The 20,280-nt window shown below is 33.0% G+C and carries 17 protein-coding genes; 11 read left to right on the top strand and 6 right to left on the bottom strand.

Annotated elements, in window-relative coordinates:
* Window positions 1–37 precede the first annotated feature (37 nt).
* Both ACFO3N_RS03995 and ACFO3N_RS03990 read left to right on the top strand, forming a co-directional pair.
* Window positions 38–2,740 carry a putative LPS assembly protein LptD gene (locus ACFO3N_RS03995; RefSeq protein WP_172426924.1) on the top strand — a complete coding sequence of 901 codons (2,703 nt, stop codon included), beginning with the start codon at window positions 38–40 and terminating at the stop codon, window positions 2,738–2,740.
* Window positions 2,741–2,770: 30 nt separating this feature from the next.
* A complete protein-coding gene (locus ACFO3N_RS03990; protein WP_379795382.1) occupies window positions 2,771–3,151 on the top strand; it encodes a RidA family protein in 381 nt (126 codons plus the stop codon).
* Here ACFO3N_RS03990 and ACFO3N_RS03985 read toward each other — a convergent pair.
* The 5 genes from ACFO3N_RS03985 to ACFO3N_RS03965 all read right to left on the bottom strand — a co-directional run bounded on the left by ACFO3N_RS03985 (window position 3,132) and on the right by ACFO3N_RS03965 (window position 11,445).
* Window positions 3,132–3,506 carry a methylglyoxal synthase gene (locus ACFO3N_RS03985; RefSeq protein WP_095930559.1) on the bottom strand — a complete coding sequence of 125 codons (375 nt, stop codon included), beginning with the start codon at window positions 3,504–3,506 and terminating at the stop codon, window positions 3,132–3,134. The genes ACFO3N_RS03990 and ACFO3N_RS03985 overlap by 20 nt on opposite strands.
* A gap of 10 nt (window positions 3,507–3,516) precedes the next feature.
* Window positions 3,517–4,368 carry an N-acetylglucosamine kinase gene (locus tag ACFO3N_RS03980; RefSeq protein ID WP_379795380.1) on the bottom strand — a complete coding sequence of 284 codons (852 nt, stop codon included), beginning with the start codon at window positions 4,366–4,368 and terminating at the stop codon, window positions 3,517–3,519.
* A 131-nt stretch (window positions 4,369–4,499) separates the two neighbouring features.
* Window positions 4,500–5,504: a type I glyceraldehyde-3-phosphate dehydrogenase gene (gene gap / locus ACFO3N_RS03975; protein ID WP_012026555.1), complete on the bottom strand. Its 1,005-nt coding sequence runs from the start codon at window positions 5,502–5,504 to the stop codon at window positions 4,500–4,502.
* A gap of 93 nt (window positions 5,505–5,597) precedes the next feature.
* Window positions 5,598–6,584, bottom strand: a complete 987-nt coding sequence (gene pfkA, locus ACFO3N_RS03970) for a 6-phosphofructokinase (RefSeq protein ID WP_095930499.1) — start codon at window positions 6,582–6,584, stop codon at window positions 5,598–5,600.
* Window positions 6,585–6,894: 310 nt separating this feature from the next.
* Window positions 6,895–11,445, bottom strand: coding sequence for a translocation/assembly module TamB domain-containing protein (locus ACFO3N_RS03965; RefSeq protein WP_379795377.1), 4,551 nt, complete (start codon window positions 11,443–11,445; stop codon window positions 6,895–6,897).
* 189 nt (window positions 11,446–11,634) lie between these two features.
* On the opposite strand from ACFO3N_RS03965, the gene tsaD reads away from it, so the two are divergent.
* The 8 genes from tsaD to ACFO3N_RS03925 all read left to right on the top strand — a co-directional run bounded on the left by tsaD (window position 11,635) and on the right by ACFO3N_RS03925 (window position 18,861).
* A complete protein-coding gene (gene tsaD / locus ACFO3N_RS03960) occupies window positions 11,635–12,657 on the top strand; it encodes a tRNA (adenosine(37)-N6)-threonylcarbamoyltransferase complex transferase subunit TsaD (protein WP_129745714.1) in 1,023 nt (340 codons plus the stop codon).
* Between the two features lie 3 nt (window positions 12,658–12,660).
* Window positions 12,661–13,365 carry a 16S rRNA (uracil(1498)-N(3))-methyltransferase gene (locus tag ACFO3N_RS03955; RefSeq protein ID WP_379795374.1) on the top strand — a complete coding sequence of 235 codons (705 nt, stop codon included), beginning with the start codon at window positions 12,661–12,663 and terminating at the stop codon, window positions 13,363–13,365.
* A 152-nt stretch (window positions 13,366–13,517) separates the two neighbouring features.
* A complete protein-coding gene (locus ACFO3N_RS03950; RefSeq protein WP_379795372.1) occupies window positions 13,518–14,156 on the top strand; it encodes a DUF4159 domain-containing protein in 639 nt (212 codons plus the stop codon).
* A gap of 10 nt (window positions 14,157–14,166) precedes the next feature.
* A complete protein-coding gene (locus ACFO3N_RS03945; RefSeq protein WP_379795370.1) occupies window positions 14,167–14,664 on the top strand; it encodes a TrmH family RNA methyltransferase in 498 nt (165 codons plus the stop codon).
* A 284-nt stretch (window positions 14,665–14,948) separates the two neighbouring features.
* Window positions 14,949–15,911 carry a zinc metalloprotease gene (locus ACFO3N_RS03940; RefSeq protein WP_379795368.1) on the top strand — a complete coding sequence of 321 codons (963 nt, stop codon included), beginning with the start codon at window positions 14,949–14,951 and terminating at the stop codon, window positions 15,909–15,911.
* A gap of 103 nt (window positions 15,912–16,014) precedes the next feature.
* Window positions 16,015–17,106, top strand: a complete 1,092-nt coding sequence (locus tag ACFO3N_RS03935; RefSeq protein ID WP_379795366.1) for an AI-2E family transporter — start codon at window positions 16,015–16,017, stop codon at window positions 17,104–17,106.
* A gap of 2 nt (window positions 17,107–17,108) precedes the next feature.
* Entirely contained in the window at window positions 17,109–18,290 is a 1,182-nt protein-coding gene (locus tag ACFO3N_RS03930) for a THUMP-like domain-containing protein (RefSeq protein ID WP_379795364.1), read from the top strand.
* A 4-nt stretch (window positions 18,291–18,294) separates the two neighbouring features.
* Window positions 18,295–18,861: a hypothetical protein gene (locus ACFO3N_RS03925; protein ID WP_379795362.1), complete on the top strand. Its 567-nt coding sequence runs from the start codon at window positions 18,295–18,297 to the stop codon at window positions 18,859–18,861.
* Here the strand turns inward: ACFO3N_RS03925 and ACFO3N_RS03920 are convergent, their stop codons facing one another.
* Window positions 18,862–19,509 (bottom strand): M15 family metallopeptidase, encoded by a 648-nt coding sequence (locus ACFO3N_RS03920; protein WP_379795360.1) that lies wholly within the window; start codon window positions 19,507–19,509, stop codon window positions 18,862–18,864.
* Window positions 19,510–19,714: 205 nt separating this feature from the next.
* On the opposite strand from ACFO3N_RS03920, the gene ACFO3N_RS03915 reads away from it, so the two are divergent.
* The gene (locus ACFO3N_RS03915) at window positions 19,715–20,236 is read left to right on the top strand and encodes a hypothetical protein (protein WP_379795358.1); all 522 of its coding nucleotides are present in this window, start codon (window positions 19,715–19,717) and stop codon (window positions 20,234–20,236) included.
* Window positions 20,237–20,280 lie beyond the last annotated feature (44 nt).

Below are 20,280 nucleotides of genomic sequence, written 5' to 3'. Positions count from 1 at the left end.
AGAATTGATTATTTTTGCCAAAAAATTATATGTAAGTTTGACATGTCAAAAAACAAGCCATAATTTTACAAAAATAGCATTTAAACCTTTGCACACAAACTTATTTAATATCGTTTTAATATCATTTTTCCTAACTATAGGTTGTGGTAATTTATACTCGCAAGAAATAAAAAACAAAAAAAAGCCTTTACCTGCTGTAAAACAAACAGATAAGGAAAATCCTGCCATTACAGACACCATAAAACTAGATACTGTTAAACCCAAAAAGACTTTTTTGGATGGAAAAGTAAGATACAAAGCAAAAGATTATGCTAAAATTGATCAGAAAAAAAAGCTGATCACCTTATATAATGAAGCGGAATTATACTATAAAGATGTTGAATTAAAATCTGGTATAATTGTTCTTAATTATGAAAAAGACGAAGTTTATGCCGGAAGAATTAAAGATTCTGCAGGAGTATTAACTCAATATCCTAATTTCAAACAGGGATCAAGCGAAGTGCAACCAGATTCTATTCGCTTTAATTTTAAAACAAAAAAGGCTTTAATTTATAATTCAAGAACAAAACAAGGCGAATTAAACATTAAGGCTTCTGTTACTAAAAAAGAAAACGACTCTGTATACTTTTTAAAAGGTGCACGTATTACGACTGCTCAAGATATCGATCATCCTGAATACTATTTCCAAACGAGTAGAATTAAGTTTGTGCCAGGCAAAAAAATTGTTGCAGGCTTAACGCAAATGGTAATTGCCGATGTTCCTACTCCACTTGCATTACCTTACGGTTTTTTCCCTTTAAGTAAGGAAAAAAGCGTATCGGGTATTATCATTCCGAGTTACAACGATTCTAACACACGTGGATTTTCATTGCAAAATGGAGGTTATTACTTTGCTTTAAGTGATAATTACGATTTAACCGTACTTGGTGATTATTATACCAACGGAAGTTACGCCATGCGTTTTGAATCTGCATATGCGACAAGGTATAAGTATAGAGGAAACGTGAACATTCGTTTTGAGAATTTAATTAGCAGTGAACGCGGTTATCCTGATTATTCAAAACAAAGTATCTACAATATTCAGTGGTCGCATTCTAAAGACACAAAATCGAACCCAAATTCTACTTTCTCTGCTTCTGTCAACATGGGTAGTAGTAAGTACTTTAAACAGTCTATCAACCAAGCCAATATTGGATCGAACTTAAATAACACATTAAGTTCTTCTATTTCATATAATAAAACATTTAATACGATCCCAGGTTCCCGTATTGCGTTATCTGCAACTCATAGCCAAAATACGCAAACAGAAGACATTATTATGACGCTTCCGTCTTTACAGGGAAGTATTGACCGTATCTATCCTTTTGTTGGAAAGAATGGCGTTAAAAAAGGATTAATCAAAAACATCAACTTACAGTATAATGTAAGCGGTAAAAACTATTTTAAAACCAAAGATTCGCTATTTTTCAAACCACAAATGTTTGATGATGCGCAATTAGGGTTGCAACAGACTATTCCGTTAAGCACGAACTTTAAAATCTTCAAATATTTTAGTGCTGGAGCTTCTACAACTTATCAAGAAACATGGGTAAATAAAACGATTCAAAAAGTTTACGACCCTACAGAAGGACAAACAGTTAACAAAACTGTAAATGGTTTTGATTCCTTTAGAACATACAATTTCAGCACCAATTTAGGTACGACGATTTACGGAACTTTTAATTTTGGAGACGATAAAAGAATCCAATCTATTCGACACGTAATGCGTCCGAGTGTAACTTATGCTTATACTCCAAGTTTTGAAAAATACTATGACACATATGCTGTTGATGCTTCTGGCAGAATTACTTCTGAGTATACCCGATTTGAAAGCGGAATATATGGATCGCCAGGAAAAGACAATTCAAACATTGTTGGTTTTGCTTTGAGCAATACTTTTGAAGCTAAAGTAAGAGATCGAGACAGCACAAAAACAGAACCTAAAAAAATAATGCTGTTAAACAACTTAAACTTTAGCACAAGCTACAATTTTAATGCTGACGGAAAATCAACATTTGGATGGCAGCCTGTATTAGTTAGTGGTGGAACACAGTTTTTTGACAATAAAATGAATATGAACTTTGGCGCCACATTAGATCCTTATGCGATTGATAATGGTGGCAACAAAATTGACAAATTCAACATTGACAATGGCGGAAGTTTATTCAGAATGACAAGTGCAAACGTAACTGTAAACTATTCATTCTCGAATAAAGGAAGCGGAAAAGAAAAAGAACAAAACACACAGAGTCAGCGAAACGGAGGTCGAAGCGATGACTTATTTGGTACCAATACCGACTTAAATGACAGCCGTAACAGCCAGTTTGCCAATGAACCCGAAAAAGATGATGTAATTACAGAATTCTTTAATTCTAAAGTTCCATGGGATATGACACTTGCCTATTCGTTAACCTATTCAAACATCAAACGAGAAAGCACTATTTCTGGAAACTCTCTTATGATTTCCATCAATACCGATCTTACCCCTAAATGGAAAGCTGGGGTTTCTACAGGATACGATTTTGTACAAAAAGGAGTTACCTTTACACAATTCCGTTTTGAAAGAGATTTATTAAGCTGGAGAATGGCCTTTAACTGGCAACCTTTGGGTACAAATTCTAACTGGAACTTCTTCATCGGAATTAAATCTGGTATGCTTAGCGATATCAAATGGAACAAACGAAGCGTTTCAAATAGATAATATACTTTCGAATCAAAATAAAATTTTATTATGAAAAAGATCATTTTCACTGAGAAAGCTCCGGCTCCAATCGGGCCTTATAATCAAGCCGTATTATCTGGAAACACACTTTATGCTTCTGGACAAATTGCAATCAATCCTGAGTCAGGAGAATTAATTACAGAGAATATTAATGATGAGACCCATCAAGTGATGCAAAACATTGCCGCTATTCTTGAAGCAGCAGACATGACATTTGAAAATGTTGTTAAGTCAACTATTTTCATCATGGACATGAATAACTTTGGAGCAATAAACACGGTTTACGGTTCTTATTTTAACGAAAAAACCGCTCCAGCTCGTGAAACGGTTCAAGTGGCTTGTTTGCCAAAAAATGTTAATGTAGAAATTTCTATAATCGCTGTGCAATAGCATCTAATAATAATTGTGCCGTTGCTTCATTGGTTGCCAGCGGCACATTATGCACATCGCAAACACGAATTAGCATATTAATATCAGCTTCATGCGGATGGCTTGACAAAGGATCTTTAAAAAAGAAAACCATCTGCGTAATTCCTTCTGCTACTCTTCCTGCAATTTGCGCATCGCCTCCAAGAGGTCCAGATAGCATTCTTTGAGTTTTAAACCCCGCAGCTTCTGCTTTTCCTCCCGTAGTACCAGTACCAATAAGCCTTATCTTTTCATTATGCAAAACAGCTTCATTTTTGATTAAGAAATCGATTAAATCCGCTTTTTTTCCATCATGAGCAATAATGGCAATTTCCATAAAACCAGAACTATTGATTAGCGACATGGTAAGCAATTAATCCGTCAATAGGCCTTCTTAAAACATTACCCAATTGAAGTTCATATTTGTTAAATGTCTCTTGCAATTCATCTTTCAAGTAAAATGCAATTGAACCAACAAAATGTACTGGAACTTCTTTGCAGTTATCAAATTGTTTGATGTAATTCTTAACGAAAGACTTCATTCCTTTGAAGATGATTTTTCTGCAGAACTCAGTGTCTTTATGCTTAATTAAGAATTTAGCGTAAGTAGCTAAATAAGCATTCGGGTTTGGTTCTTTATATAATTTGTTTTTAATAAAATCTGGATCAACGTCGTACTCTTTTTCAAGTTCAACAGCCAATTCTTTAGGCATTTTATTAAAATAGTATTTTCTAATTAATTCTTTTCCAAAAACATTACCACTACAATCATCCATAACAATGTATCCTAATGATTGAACTTTTTGGTGCAATACTTTTCCATCAAAATAACTGCAGTTAGAGCCTGTTCCTAAGATTGAAACTATTGCCTCTTCTCCTTTTGGAGTTGTTGCGTAAACAGCTGCATAAGTATCTTCTTGAACATCTACAAAGGCGTTAGAAAAATATTCTTGAAAGATTCTTTTTAACCACTCTTTCATTCTATCTGTACCACATCCGGCACCGTAAAAGAATAAATGTGTAGCATTTTTTTTATTTTGTAAGATATCAAAACGGTCATTTAATCTTTCGATAATTTCTGGCTCGTCTAGAATTTCAGGATTTAATCCTAAAGTTTGTGTTGTGAATAATACTTTTCCATTATCATCTATCGCAATCCAATCGGCTTTAGTAGATCCACTGTCAACTATTAATTTCATTTGTTTAGTTTTTGGAATTAGGTTTCTCTATTTTTAATTTAAAAGTGTACTTTTTACATTAATTATAGAAGTAACAAAATAAGAAAATCCCGTTATTGTAAAGTAACGGGATTTTGCAAAAATATATATTATTATTTTAAACCTGCAATATGTACAGATAAATCGATTAATTTGCTTGAGTATCCGTACTCATTGTCATACCAAGAAACCAATTTGAAGAAAGTCGAATTTAAACCGATTCCTGCACCAGCATCAACGATAGAAGTTCTTTTATCTGAAATAAAGTCTTGAGAAACAACTGCATCTTCAGTATATCCTAAGATACCTTTCATTTCGTTTTCTGAAGCTTTTTTCAATACAGCTAAGATTTCTTCGTAAGTAGTTTCTTTAGCCACTTTTACAGTTAAATCTACAACAGAAACGTCAGCAGTAGGTACACGGAAAGACATTCCAGTTAATTTTCCATTCAAAGATGGGATAACTTTTCCAACCGCTTTAGCAGCACCTGTTGAAGAAGGAATGATGTTGATTGCAGCAGCACGTCCACCTCTCCAGTCTTTTCTAGAAGGTCCGTCAGCTGTCATTTGAGTTGAAGTAGTTGCGTGAACAGTAGTCATTAAACCTTCAACGATTTCGAAATTATCGTGGATAACTTTAGCCAATGGAGCTAAACAGTTTGTAGTACAAGAAGCGTTAGAAACAACTAAATCAGAAGCTTTTGCAGTTTCGTGGTTAACTCCCATTACAAACATTGGAGCATCAGCAGAAGGAGCAGAAATGATAACTTTCTTCGCTCCACCTTTTAAGTGCTCGCTTGCAGTTTCGATAGTTGTGAAGATACCAGTACATTCCGCTACTACATCTACATCAACTTCGTTCCATTTTAAGTCAGCAGGATTTCTTTCTGCAGTGATACGGATGTTTCTTCCGTTTACATATAGTTTTCCTTCTTTAACTTCTACAGTTCCGTTGAAACGACCGTGAACTGAGTCATATTTTAATAAATAAGCTAAGTGGTCTACGTCTAACAAGTCATTGATTGCAACAACTTCTACATTATCTCTATTGAAAGACTCTCTAAAAACGATTCTTCCGATACGTCCAAATCCGTTTATTCCTAATTTTACTTTTGACATTTTACTAAATTTTTTGCTTTTGTTTTTATTACACTAATTCAAAGTCTAATTTCCTCACAATAAACTTCTCTCTCTTTTTAAACTTTATATTGGTTATGTCGACATGATGTCAGACACTCTTAATAATTCTCTATCAATTTCTGATTTCCCTTTGATAGCTTGCTCAAGTGGTGTTAAGATCACTTTATCTTCACGAAGTCCAACCATATAGTTCGATTTTCCTTCAATTAAAGATTCAACTGCTTTAACTCCTAAACGGCTTGCCAAAACACGGTCAAAGCAAGATGGAGAACCACCACGCTGCATGTGTCCTAATACAGAAACACGTACATCATATTCTGGTAAATTAGCTTCAACATAATCTTTTAATTCGAATACGTTTTTACCAATTTTATCTCCTTCAGCAATTACAACAATACTAGATGATTTTCCTGATGCTTTACTTTTTTGAAGTGAATCTAAAAGACGATCTAAACCTAAATCTTCTTCAGGAATAAGAATTTCTTCTGCTCCTGCACCAATACCAGCGTTAAGAGCAATATGACCCGCATCTCTACCCATAACCTCTACAAAGAAAAGACGATTATGAGAACTTGCTGTGTCTCTAATTTTATCGATACAGTCTACAACAGTATTTAAAGCCGTGTCGTACCCTAAAGTAAAACTTGTACCATAAATATCATTGTCAATTGTACCAGGAATTCCCATTATTGGGAAATCGAATTCTGAATTAAAAATTAATCCTCCAGTAAAACTACCATCACCACCAATAACAACTAAAGCATCTACACCAGCCTTAACTAGGTTTTCGTGTGCCTTTTTTCTACCTTCAGGGGTTCTAAACTCAACTGAACGAGCCGATTTTAAGATCGTTCCACCTTTGTTTACAATATTATTTACGCTTCGTGGTCCCATTTCTTTGAAGTCACCTTCAATCATTCCCTGGTACCCTCTATAAATTCCGATGCATTCTATATTATGGTATGCGCAAGTTCGAACAACTGATCGTATTGCAGCATTCATTCCAGGTGAATCTCCTCCTGAGGTAAGAACACCTACTTTTTTTATTGTTTTTGGCATTATTTAAGTATTAAAGTGTAAAATTAGCAAACATTCAGCACTTTTCGGGTTACGATTATCATAAATTAATAAAATCTGTTAAATTCAAACGTTTTCGTTAATAAGTTTTTTCAAGGAAAAAATTTCATTAAAAATAATAAAACCGTATTTTTTTAATTAAATCGTCAAAATTAACAATACCCAGATGAAGTGTTATAAAACTCAGAATTTCTCGCTCCAATGAAAAATTCTATTAGAGCGCCTAAATTTAGCACAAAAAAAACCATTATCGAGAATAATGGTTTTATAAATGTCTATTTTTAACAAAGTGTTAATAATCACTGTCAGGAATTAATCCCTGATTATTATTTGGAGTTTGTGTTTGCGACTGTTCTTTTTTCTTCTTTTCTTCTTCTTTTTTTCGTTTCTCCTCGTCTTCTTTTGCTTTCTTTTTGTTTTTCTCCGAATCTTTTTTACTTGTAAAATTCATATAATCCGGATTTAAATAAGAATCCTGCATTTGATCAGCAGAAGAACCTTTTACCGCTTTTTCTATTTTATGGCTTTTAAATAGCTTATTGACAAGCTCGCTAAAGGTATCGAAATCTACTTCGTACGAAATACCGACTCCTTGCGTATAACCAATCCCTTGTCCTATATAATTAATGTCATTTTCTTTATTGAATAAGCGAAGATTCATCGTACCGTCTTCATTTACACGATACAAAATCTCAATATCTCCAACAATAGCCGATTCGTTTACACCTCCAACAGGAACTCCCAATTTACCATTGATTGTAATTCGTTCATTTACCTGAGACGATATATTAGCAACAAACTGACCGTCAACCTCCTGCCCTGTTCTTCTATCTGCCGCAATATAATTCAAGTCGATGTTTACTTTATCATTATCCGATTTGATAATTCCACCCAGTAAACTCGAAGCCGTTTCTGTTAATGTACCAGAAAAATCTCCTTGGCTGAATCCGTCGGTACTCATAAACGAACCCGTTGACAATAAATAAAGCGCCTGTGTCTGACGAATATCTTTATCATCCAACTTATACTGTATCTCCGATTTTAAAACATTACTTACTGATGGAAACTGAATATCAAAATTTGGTTCTGGACTAGCCAAATCTCCCCTCAACCCAATAACAACTTCTACAGGAACTTTTTTATTGAACGAAGAAGTATTATCTAAAAGCACCGCTGGATTGGCCTGTGTTTTATAAACGGCTTCCAAATTCAGTTGGGCACGCATTGGGTTTCCTTCCCAAATAATAGAACCTCCTTTTTTAACCGTAAACTTTTTATCGATAAGTCCGCCATATTTAAAATTATACGTTCCTTCGTATGCCTGGAAATCTCCCCACATATTAAACTTACCCAAAGTATTAATTTTAAACAAAAGCGATCCATATCCTTTTCCTTTCATACCATGACCCGAATTTCGATCTAGAATAACTTCTACTTCGGCATCTGGCGTAATATCAAAATCAAATTCTAGCTCAAGTCCATTATAATCTCTGGTTTTTTCTACAATTCCATTGGCTAGATTGTACTTTTCTTTTGGAGTTACAAAATGAATCCAGCTGCTTTCTCCAACACTTTGCGTATTATTAATAGGTATCTTAACCTCGGTTCCTTTTTCAGATTTTGCATCTACCTTAATAAACAGAGCGTCAACGGGACCTTTTATACTGGCCGATCCGTTTATAAATGCCGTACCAAAATAGGCTGCATCATCACTATCTTTTGTATCGAGCGCTACTAATCGTTTAGAAGTAATATTCAAATCTAATTTCCAATCTCCAAAATTATTATGCTCAATACTTCCGTTCAACAAACCTTTTGTGTTGTATTTAGTATCTGTCAACTGATTATTCCTAAACAAGAATTTCTCGTTTGTTAAATCAATTACTGTTCTATCGCTAAGTTCGTAATCTGTATTGAGGTATGGAATGGTCATTCCTGCTTTTTCCACATACAAACGACCGTTGATTTCTGGTTTTTTCAAATTCCCAATAACAGCAGCATTTCCAGAAACAGAACCACGAACATTAGACAAAACATCTCCACCGATAGTTCCTAACGTAGCCAAATTGAAACCTTCAAGTTTAAGGCTCATGTCCATAACTGTTTCTTTATTCTCTACGGCAAAAGTTCCGTTGGCCCTAAATGATTCCGTAAAACCATTTTGAATCGATGAATTAACCGTAAATTTTTTAAAGCTTTCATCTCCAGAAATATCAAAATTAAGCGTACCCAATTCTGTCTTATTCATAACCAGATGATCGATTTTTATGGATGCCGTGGGCTGATAAACATTTTTATTCTGCTTATAATTGACATTTCCATTTAAATTACCATCAAATACAAATTTGGAATTTGCAGGTGTAATTTTATTAATATCAACATCTTCAAAAGTCAGTTGGAGATCTTTATAATCTGTTCCTTTAATAACTCCGTTTAAATCAATTTTTTGGTTTTCGTGAGATAAAACGATATTATCAAATGTGAAATTTTTAAAAAATTGATCAATTATAATCTGATTATCTTTTTCAGCATCTTCATTTAAGTACCAGATATAGTCCTTAAACTTCATTTCAGATTTCTTGATCCCGATAATGTTGTTTTTACTCTTGTCTATCGTATGGTATAAATCTAGATTAAAGTAATCCTCGCCCTTATTCCCTCCTTTAAACTCCGAACGCACATAAAGAGTATCATTTGCTGTAACATTAATCAAATTAAAATCACGTATTTTATAATAAGGTGTTTTAATACTGTCTAATTCGACATAAGCATTATAAAGCGGATTCTTATTATCAATATTAATGCGGATATTATCAAAGGTATTTTTGTCTGCGGTAATTTTTTTAGATCTGAATCGGAATTTAAATTCTTGCAAATCCGAATCAATTTTTCCGCGCACAACTGTAGAGGAATCAATATTAATTTGCGGATAAAGCATTTCAACCACTTTATCGTAAACACGGAAATTAAATCGTAAAAACTGCCCTTTTCTAACTTTATAAGGCTTGTAATTGGTATATAAACTACCTACAGAATTCATAACCAATTTATCCAATTGATCAAATCTGAATTTACCCACAATTTTTCCGTCGACCACATCATTCGAACTAATCGTGATGGTTCTCAAACGATCGGCATCAAAACTGGAGTTCAAATTCACCTGATCAAAAACATAAGTCGATTTTGGGTTTTCATATTCTGCATCATTAATAAAAATGTCTCCTTGCAGATTTTCGATAGAATTTCCAGTTAATTGAACGACCACATCTCCTTTAAAACGCGAAATCGAATCTTTGACCAACTTAAGTTTTCGCAAATCAGAATTTTCAACATTGATATGAAAATCATAACGATTCTCTTTTTTACTCAAATCCAGCAAACCATCAAAACTTAAATTCAAGTTAGGATCGTTTATTGCAATTTGCCCTTTATAATAAGGAAGCTTAAAGTTTCCATTTACTACTATATTATTGTAGGTGTATTTATTGTAATCCAGTTTCGCAATATCTCCTTTAATAACCGTATTCAAATATTTTTCGGTAAAACCAACTCCATCCACATCAAGATTTAATGTAGTTCTGCCAATATCTTTTCTGCTTAAAACAGTTCCAACATCAAAATTCGTCAAAATGATATTCCCAGAATAAGAAGCGCGATCAATAAAGTCCATATTATTCATATGAAGATCAACCTGTCCGTTCCCGATATCGGTAGCAATTTTAAAAGCTGTTTCTAGTTCTGTGGTCGTTACTTTTGCTTTTCCGACAATATTAAACTTACCGATTTTCTTCATTTCCTTCGGAAGTTTTTTACCTAAAACTCCTGGAAGCAAAACCACCAAATCATCATAACTAGAAAGCAGTTTATCAAATTTTCCATCCATAGAAAACTTCTGCTCTTTACTGCCTAAAAGATTTCTAAAATTGATTGTCCCGTTAATTTTTGATCCATTTGTATCGCTTAATCTTAACTTTGTAAGCGTCATATTATTCAACGGACCATCTAGTTTTGTTTTCAGTTTAAAATGCTGATTTTTTCCTAAACCATCATAAAAATAACGGATATCGTTTGTTGCAATAGAAGACGAATCTATCACAACATTAAATCGAACTTTATCTGTAAAATCAAGAAAATCTGACGGTTTATAATTTAAAATAGCTAAACCATAAATAGAGGATCTTTTGGTTTTAATAGCCAGATTTTCAACTTTAATCTGTTTTTTAGTATAACTAAATTTTCCTGCAAAATTAGATACATACAAACCGCGGTGATCCATAAAAGAAAATCGGTGAATGTTTGTATTTACATCTGGCCCATACAATTTAAACTCACTGATGTAGGCATTTAGTTTTGTAAAATCCAGAAATTGAGGAGTAGTTTTATTTTCATCGACAACAGAAAATCTTCCTTTTTCGATATAAGCATTCTTTGCCGTTAGTAAAAAATGTTTCGTCGATTTTTTCTTAGGAGTATTTTCAACTTCAAAAGCTTGAATAAACTTATTGATGTTGTTCTCGTCTTCGCCTTTATAGGTTTTCAGATTAAAAATCAAACCTGTTAAACGCAAATCTCCAAAAATTAAATCTCCGTCCAACAATCTGCTAAAACTAGCAATATCGGTAGTAATGATATCCGAATAAATCATCGTTTTTTTATGATGATCTAAAATTGTTACATTCTTCAATTTTACTCCGCCAAAAATATTGATTGCCGTTTTTTCAACATTAATATTAACCTTGTAATCTTCGTTTAATGAGTTGGTAACATAATTGGCAATCTGTGTCTGAACGACAGGAAGAGATAATATGATAGCAAGCGCTAACAAAAGTAAAAGCAACCCCATTAGGATTCTTGATATTATTTTTTTTACTTTTTTGATAGCTTCTTTAATTTTAGTTTTTCTTTTAATTTATTTTGAACAGACAAAGTACGGCTGTTTTTGATAAAAATTCTTTAATTTTGGGGCACTGCTTAAATCAAAGAAATATAATCGTTTGATTTGTCAAATATAATTCAAAATTTGTGCCTTTATATGCAAAATCCAGAGGTTTTTATTCTAGCCATCGAAAGTTCATGCGATGATACTGCTGCCGCGGTTTTACATAACGACAAAGTATTGTCAAATGTTGTTGCCAATCAATTAATTCATAATCAATACGGAGGTGTTGTTCCTGAATTGGCTTCCCGAGCGCATCAGCAGAATATTGTCCCTGTGATCGATGCTGCACTTCGTAAAGCAAATGTACAAAAAGAACAGTTAAGCGCAATCGCGTTTACGCAAGGACCAGGATTAATGGGCTCTTTATTGGTGGGGACTTCCTTCAGTAAATCATTGTCATTGGCTTTAAATGTGCCGCTAATTGCTGTAAATCATATGCATGCTCATATCTTAGCTCATTTTATTGATGAAGAAGGATATGATAAACCAGAATTTCCTTTTTTAGCTTTAACCATTAGCGGAGGACATACTCAGATTGTAAAAGTGAATAGTTTTTTTGATATGGAAATTATCGGAGAAACCACAGACGATGCTGTAGGTGAAGCATTTGACAAAAGCGCTAAAATTCTTGGACTTCCCTATCCTGGAGGACCTTTGATTGATAAATATGCAAAAGAAGGAAATCCGAAAGCGTTTCCTTTTACAAAACCGAAAGTTCCGGGATTAGATTTTAGCTTCTCTGGATTAAAAACAGCTATTTTATATTTCATTCAAAAGAACAAACAGCAGAATCCGAATTTTATTGAAGAAAATCTGAATGATATTTGTGCTTCTATTCAGCATACGATTATCGAAATCTTAATGGATAAAATAAAATTGGCTGTAAAAGAAACCGGAATTACACAAATTGCAATTGGCGGTGGAGTTTCGGCAAATTCAGGAATTAGAAATACACTGAAAGAGACCGAAAGCAAATATGGCTGGAAAACTTTTATTCCGAAATTTGAATATACAACAGACAATGCTGCAATGATTGGAATTGTAGGATACCAAAAATACTTATCTAATCGTTTTGAAACTTCTGCTGTGGTTTCTAAAGCAAGAATCGAATTTTAAATCATGCAGTTATTTTTTAATCCGAATATAGACGAAACAACCGAAAGCTTTTCTTTTGACAAGGAAGAAAGCCGTCATATTATAAAAGTCCTTAGAAAAAAAGATGCAGATATTCTGCATGTTACCAATGGTTCTGGGCTATTGTTTGAAACTCAGATTACATTGGCTTCAGACAATAAATGTATTGTTGAAGTCCTTAACATTACGAATGCCGAAAAACCAAAGTTTCATTTGCACTTGGCTGTTGCGCCAACTAAAATGAACGATCGTTTTGAATGGTTTCTGGAAAAGGCTACCGAAATTGGAATTCAGGAAATCACTCCTATTTTCTGTGATCGTTCTGAAAGAAAAGTGATTAACCGAGATCGTTTTGAAAAAATCATTCTTTCGGCAATGAAACAATGCAACGAAACATTTCTTCCGAAATTAAATGAAGCTATTTCGTTGAAAGAATTCATTAAACAGCAGCAAAATGGCTTACAGTTAATTGCACATTGCGAAGAAACCGATAAAAAATCATTGAAAGAGGTTTTAAAACCAAATGAAGATGTAACGATACTAATTGGTCCAGAAGGCGATTTTTCTGAAAAAGAAATTGCATTGGCATTAGAGAATAATTACAAACCTGTAACTTTAGGCAATACACGATTACGTACTGAAACAGCTGCTGTTGTGGCTTGCCATAGTGTTGTGTTTTTTAATGAATGAATTAACCGCACAAAGTTTGTCATCCTGAGGAACGAAGGATCTCACGCGATTAGACAAAGATTGGCGACAAACGGTGAGGAATTTCTAATGTGATCCTTCGTTCCTAAGGATGACAAAAAAGCCTTTTAAACATATAAGAGCATTAAAATTACATGAAAAAAATATTTTACCTATTATTCCTTTTTTCAATCTCTTCTTTTTCACAAGAAATTGCTTTGCTTAAATACAGCGGTGGTGGCGATTGGTATGCAAATCCTACTTCTTTGCCTAATCTTATTAGTTTTTGCAACGCTAATATTAATACCCGCATAAAAAACAAACCTTCGACTGTAGAACCAAGCAATCCAGATTTATTTTCGTATCCGTTTGTGCACATGACCGGGCACGGAAATGTTGTTTTTAGCGATGCCGACGTAACAAACTTGAGAAATTATCTAACTGCTGGCGGTTTTCTGCATATTGATGACAATTACGGAATGGATCAATTTATTAGAAAAGAAATCAAAAAGATATTCCCAAATAATAGTTTAGTTGAAATTCCAGCGAATCATCCTATTTTTCAAAAGCCTTTTCCTTTTCCAAACGGATTGCCGAAAATTCACGAACACGACGGAACGCGTCCGCAGGCATTTGGAATTTTTATAGACAATAAGCTGGTTTTACTTTATACTTTCGAATGCGACTTAGGCGACGGCTGGGAAGATCCTGAAGTTCATAATGATCCTGCAAACGTAAGAGACAAAGCCTTAAAAATGGGCGCAAACATTATCAATTATATTTTTACTAATTAAATTTTAGAAGGTGCAGCTGACTCACGAAGAAAATCAATTTGAGAGAAAAACATTTCCCATTACATTAGTTTGCGATCATATTTACTTTCAGCAGAATATTGGTTCTTTGTTCCGAATTTCTGAAGCTTTTGGAGTTGAAAATATTATTTTCTACGGAAAGAATATTCCGTTGACGCCTCGTAAAATAAATAAAACTTCACGAAGCACGCATCTTCATGTAGCACATTCTGTTATTGAAGATTTTGCTGCACTTCAATCTTTTCTACTGGATAATGATTTTGAAATTATCTCTCTGGAAATCGCTTCTAATAGCAAACCTTTAAAAGAAGTTTCTATTCCGAAAAACAAAAAAATAGCGCTTTTAATAGGAAGCGAAATCAACGGAATATCTGAAGAACTTCTAAAACTTTCTCATCAAATCGTGCATATCAATATGTTTGGCAAAAACAGCAGTATGAATGTTGTTCAGGCTGCCAGTATTGCGCTTTATGAGATTACTTCTTTGTAAAAAATCTTTTTTAAGCATTTTATTTCATTTTTAAATCAATTTACTCGTTTTAAATTATCGATAAACTACAGATAATCACGACGAAATGCATTTTAAAAACACAAAAGAAAGAAAAAACCTATTAATATTTTTTATTCAAATTTTGTAGGAATCAGCATTTGTAAGGGTTTGTAAAATTTCTGACAAAATAATCTTTGTAATATTTTTCTACAATATATTTTTGTTATAAAATTGCTGCAATATTTAACTAAACAACGATTTTATAACAAAAAACCCAAATTATTATGAAAAAAGTTATTATTACCACATTTGTAGCCTTAATGTTATTTGCTTGTCAAAATGACCAATCAGCAGATTCTGCTAATCCAGATGCGAGTGTTGCTTCTAGAAGAGGATGCGCAACACAAGACGTTTTAGAGGCGCAATTAAAAGCTGATCCATCATTGGCTATTAGAATGAACGAAATTGAAACTTTTACTGCAACACATGCAGGTTCAAATTTTACAGGCCGTTTGGTAAATGGAAAAATCGAAATTCCAGTTGTAGTGAATGTTCTTTACAGAACTGCTGCACAAAACATTTCGGACGCACAAATTCAATCACAAATTGATGTTTTAAACAAAGATTTTAATGCTTTAAACTCAGATTACAATAATGTACCAGCATTATTCTCAGGAGTTAAAGCTAACATTGGAATCACTTTTGTTTTAGACCAAGTTATTAGAAAATCTACAACTAAAACTTCTTGGGGAACAAATGATGCAATGAAAAAAACTGCTCAAGGAGGAATTGCTCCTACTTCCCCAACTACAAAATTAAACATGTGGTCTTGCAACATTGGAGGCGGAATTTTAGGATATGCTCAATTTCCTGGAGGTTCATCTGCAACTGACGGAGTGGTAATAGATCCTCGTTATTTCGGTTTATCTGGTGCAGCAAACGCACCGTTCAACTTAGGAAGAACTGCCACACACGAAGTAGGCCACTGGATGAATTTACGTCATATTTGGGGAGATGCAACTTGCGGAAGCGATCTTGTTGCTGACACTCCTACTCACAATGAAGAAAACTATGGAGTTCCTGCATATCCACACTACAGCACTTGCTCTGGAACACCGGTAGAAATGACAATGAACTACATGGATTATGTCGACGATGCTGCAATGTACATGTTTTCAACTGGTCAGAAAAACAGAATTTCAGCTATTTTTACGACTGGAGGAGCTAGAGCCTCTTTTGCACAATAGTTGATCTAAAAAAGACAAATGAGCGAGATGATTTTCATCTCGCTTTTTTTTATCTTAAATTTTTAAAATGCTTTTTCCTATATTTATAGTCTAATATTGAAACATGATTACATCAAAAACTATTTCGAACGGAATTTTAAGGGCATTAGCCACAATCTTAATAATTGGCATCGTTTTATATTTTTTATATGAAATACAAACTGTTATTGTTTACTTGTGCATTTCTTTAATCCTATGTTTAATTGCGAATCCGTTAGTTTTATTTTTAAAGAATAAATTAAAATTCAGCAATTCGTTGGCGGCCACCACCACCATCATCCTTTTTATATTTCTAATTGTAGGTTTTATCCTTTTGTTTGTTCCTTTAATTATTTCGCAAGCCAATAATTTAGCATTGCTAGATACTGCACATCTTCAAACCAATTTTATAGAGGCAGAAAGACACCTTGAGGAATACTTTAATATTCAGCACATTGATTTAAATAAAGTGATAAAAGATTCTAAGCTTACTTCTGTTTTAGATTTCAGTTATTTTACAGGATTCATCAATTCGATAATCAATTTTATGGCCAATATGGGAATGGGATTGGTTTCTGTATTTTTTATTACTTTCTTTTTTATTAAAGATCAAGATATCTTTAAAGATCAGGCAAGAAGAATATTACCAGATTCAAATGAGGATAAAATCTTAAATTCTATTACCAAAATAAATCATTTGTTAACTCGCTATTTTGTTGGTTTATTATTGCAATTGATCGTTGTTTTTATTCTTTATTTAATTGTGTTACTGATCTTTGGAAATAAAAATGCTTTTGTAATCGCCTTCTTATGTGCCATTCTAAATATAATACCCTATTTGGGACCAATTATCGGAACCACTTTGGCAGGGCTATTAACCATGATAAGTATGATCGGGAAAGATTTTCAATCAGAAATTCTTCCTACAACCATTTATGTAATTATTGGTTTTTTAGTGGTTCAGGCCATCGACAATAATGTTAGCCAGCCTATAATTTCATCAAAAAGTGTAAATTCGCACCCATTAGAAATATTCTTGGTTATCTTAATCAGCGGTATTACGTTTGGAATTGTGGGTATGATTATAGCCATTCCTGTTTTTACCATGATCAAAGTAATTTTAAAAGAATTTTTTCCTAATAATAAAATTGTCTCCGTATTAACCGAAAGAATTTAGCATTGAATACTTCTATTTTGCATCAAGAAATACAGGAATTTATAATCCAAAATACTGGTGCAGATGTAACAAAATTGGCGTTGCAAAAAAATCCGTTTCCAGAGGTGGATTGGATTTTAATTTTAAGTCAGATTGAAGCCCGAACAAAGGCCAAAGAAAAACTGCCGACTTGGTTTGCTACGGAAAATATAATTTATCCGAGCAAAATATCTGTAGAACAAACTTCTTCAGAGAAAACAGCGGCTTACAAAGCTTCTTTAATTTCTGGCGAATCTTTAATTGATTTAACCGGAGGTTTTGGTGTTGATGATTATTATTTTTCGAAAAATTTTAAATCGATAACCCATTGCGAAATAAACGAAGAATTATCTGTCCTTGTATCGCACAATTTTAAACAGTTAAAAGTTGAAAATTGCACTTTTCATGCTGGCGATTCTCTTCATTTATTAGAAGAAACCAATCAGAAATTTGACTGGATTTATATTGATCCTTCACGAAGAAATGACAGCAAAGGCAAAGTTTTCATGCTGAAAGATTGTCTTCCAAATGTTCCAGAACTGCTGGGTTTTTATTTTGAAAAATCGGATCATATTTTAATTAAAACCGCGCCATTATTAGATATTTCAGCGGGATTGTCAGAACTAAAAAATGTAAAGAACATCCATATAATAGCACTCGAAAACGAAGTTAAGGAACTGATTTTTGAAATTCATAAAGATTATTCAGGCAACGTAACTTTAAAAACTGCTAATATTCTAAAAGAAAAAACAGAAGTTTTTGAGTTTGTTTTAGGCGATGAAATCTCGTATCCGTCCTTTGATTTTCCAAAGAAATATCTTTACGAACCCAATGCCGCGATTATGAAATCTGGTGGTTTTGATGAAGTAAGCATCACTTTTCAAATAGATAAACTTCATAAGCATTCTCATTTATACACTTCTGAGGATTTAATTGATTTTCCAGGAAGAAAATTTGAGATTCAAAAAGTTATTTCATACAATAAAAATGAAATGAAGAGTGAACTGGCAAGTCAGCAGGCGAATATTACTACTCGCAATTTTCCCGAGACGGTAGAAAACATTAGAAAAAAGTGGAAAATAAAAAATGGCGGTAATTTGTATTGTTTTTTTACAACTGATGTAAAAGCTAACAAAATAGTTTTAATTTGCACCAAAATAAACTAATACAATGAAACAACTAATTACACTAACTCTTTTTTTATTGACTATTACCGCATTTGCACAAAAACCATGTGAATACAGTGTAAATGTAAATGACTCAATTGGAAGCTATAAAGTAACCAATGAGTATTTAATGAGCGAAAAATATTTTGGAGGAAACTTTGATTACATTTTCTTTTCATTAGCACAAACCGACGGATTGCCAACTTTAAATCTTCAGGCTATTCAAAAAAGTAAAGATTTTATTAAGGCAAACTGCTTTGATAAAAATTCAAAAATCTTTTTACAATTAGAAAACGGAAAAATTGTAACCTTAATGCACATTAACCAAGAAAATTGCGGTACATTAATTCGTGACGAAAAAGGTTTTAACAACCGTGTAAATACTGGAATTTTTATGTTCATGAAAGACAATTACGAAGAACTAAAAAAATCTCCGATCTCGATTATGCGAATAAAATACTTGACCAACATAGAAGATTATGTTGTAAAACGAGAGTTAACATCTGAGTTAACAGGAAAGGTAACCAATCCGAATACTTATTTCATGCAAAATATTAGATGCGTTGAGTAATCAATCGCATTTCCATTTCTGGTTGGAAACCTTATCTTTTAAACCTGCTTTTAAATTATAATGCCACCACTCAGAATCAAATGAATTGAAGCCATTTTTAATCATTGTATTTTTTAAATAAGCTCTTTTGGAAAGAATTTCTTCTGAAAGCTGTTTAAAATTATGACTGGCCATAATTCCAAAAAAATCAAAAGAAGTTCCCATATCCACTTCTTTTCCTGTTATATCAACCAAAGAAATATCTACGGCTCCACCTCTATTGTGGATGGAGCCTTTTTTTGGATCTGCGACATAAGTTGGATTCGACACAATCTCCCACATTTTTTTCTGAATATCTAAAGGTCTGTAGCAGTCAAATAATTTGATTCGGTATCCTTTCTTCAAAAAATCATTATTGGCCGCAATTAAAGCTTTTACCGTCTTTAAACGAAGCATGCATTCTGCGCAGTCGTATACTTTGGTTTTTAGAAAATTATCTTCCGTTGCATATTTCATATCATAGACAAAATCATTGCTATAATCTCTTAGGTTTACAAAAGTCGTATCTGAGATTTTAGCTTCAGATGAAGATACATAGGCTTCATTTTGCGCTTGTAAAGAGCTAATTCCTAAAAGAAAAAAAACTAAAATTCTCAAAGTGTGATTCATTGCCTAATAATTTAAAAAATTGAAATTAAACAAAAAATATTAAAAAACGATTCTTATGGTTCCTCTTTAAAGCTAAAAATTAGTTTTTTGAGTCCGAAATCCATCCTAAATTACTTTTAAAACAAAAAATATTTTTAATATCTTTATGAAAATTAGACTATTATGACTTTGTATATTAAATTATTAATTCAAAAAAATCAGTTATATGAATTACAGAGCCACATACATTTCGACAGTTATATTGAGCAGTTTACTCTTTGTTTCGTGCAAAAAAGAAAGCTTTAAAAGTATTCCCAAAACAGATTCTACTTCAATAAAAACAGAAGCTTTAAAAGAAGACAGCATCGTTTTAAATCCAAATGATTCTTTATATGCTTTAGCTGATAAAAGTGTTATCGGAACTCAGTTTTTGACCAAAAGCAAGTTGGCACCAAGATTAAAAAAACTATTAGGAACCGACTATGATCAAATGGTAGCAAACTGGAATACCGAAACTCCTTTTGAGAAACAAGATAATATATTGCACGCTTGGGGATGCAAACAGCACGACTGCGGCAGTTACTCTTATGATTTGTATATTGATGTTAAAAGCAATAAAATTAATGTCTACAAATTTGCCGAATCAAAACTAACGGTATTTAAAGAAGATAATTTTGACATTGAAATTAAAGGCAACCTTTTAAAAGACTTGAACATTAAAAAGGAAAATATCATAAATAAAAAATAAGCATAACGTTAAAAAAGTATCGCTCCTCTGGAGTAAATTCAAAA

Source organism: Flavobacterium chungangensis (genome assembly GCF_042654045.1).
Taxonomy (GTDB): Bacteria; Bacteroidota; Bacteroidia; order Flavobacteriales; family Flavobacteriaceae; genus Flavobacterium; species Flavobacterium chungangensis.
This window is presented reverse-complemented; position numbering and strand designations above follow the sequence as displayed.

Excerpts from the sequence above, each read along its gene's own strand:
- ACFO3N_RS03990 (WP_379795382.1), top strand. The coding sequence starts at position 2,771 with ATGAAAAAGATCATTTTCACTGAGAAAGCTCCGGCTCCAATCGGGCCT.
- ACFO3N_RS03985 (WP_095930559.1), bottom strand. The coding sequence starts at position 3,506 with ATGGAAATTGCCATTATTGCTCATGATGGAAAAAAAGCGGATTTAATC.
- ACFO3N_RS03980 (WP_379795380.1), bottom strand. The coding sequence starts at position 4,368 with ATGAAATTAATAGTTGACAGTGGATCTACTAAAGCCGATTGGATTGCG.
- gap (WP_012026555.1), bottom strand. The coding sequence starts at position 5,504 with ATGTCAAAAGTAAAATTAGGAATAAACGGATTTGGACGTATCGGAAGA.
- pfkA (WP_095930499.1), bottom strand. The coding sequence starts at position 6,584 with ATGCCAAAAACAATAAAAAAAGTAGGTGTTCTTACCTCAGGAGGAGAT.
- ACFO3N_RS03965 (WP_379795377.1), bottom strand. The coding sequence starts at position 11,445 with ATGGGGTTGCTTTTACTTTTGTTAGCGCTTGCTATCATATTATCTCTT.
- tsaD (WP_129745714.1), top strand. The coding sequence starts at position 11,635 with ATGCAAAATCCAGAGGTTTTTATTCTAGCCATCGAAAGTTCATGCGAT.
- ACFO3N_RS03955 (WP_379795374.1), top strand. The coding sequence starts at position 12,661 with ATGCAGTTATTTTTTAATCCGAATATAGACGAAACAACCGAAAGCTTT.
- ACFO3N_RS03950 (WP_379795372.1), top strand. The coding sequence starts at position 13,518 with ATGAAAAAAATATTTTACCTATTATTCCTTTTTTCAATCTCTTCTTTT.
- ACFO3N_RS03940 (WP_379795368.1), top strand. The coding sequence starts at position 14,949 with ATGAAAAAAGTTATTATTACCACATTTGTAGCCTTAATGTTATTTGCT.
- ACFO3N_RS03935 (WP_379795366.1), top strand. The coding sequence starts at position 16,015 with ATGATTACATCAAAAACTATTTCGAACGGAATTTTAAGGGCATTAGCC.
- ACFO3N_RS03925 (WP_379795362.1), top strand. The coding sequence starts at position 18,295 with ATGAAACAACTAATTACACTAACTCTTTTTTTATTGACTATTACCGCA.
- ACFO3N_RS03920 (WP_379795360.1), bottom strand. The coding sequence starts at position 19,509 with ATGAATCACACTTTGAGAATTTTAGTTTTTTTTCTTTTAGGAATTAGC.
- ACFO3N_RS03915 (WP_379795358.1), top strand. The coding sequence starts at position 19,715 with ATGAATTACAGAGCCACATACATTTCGACAGTTATATTGAGCAGTTTA.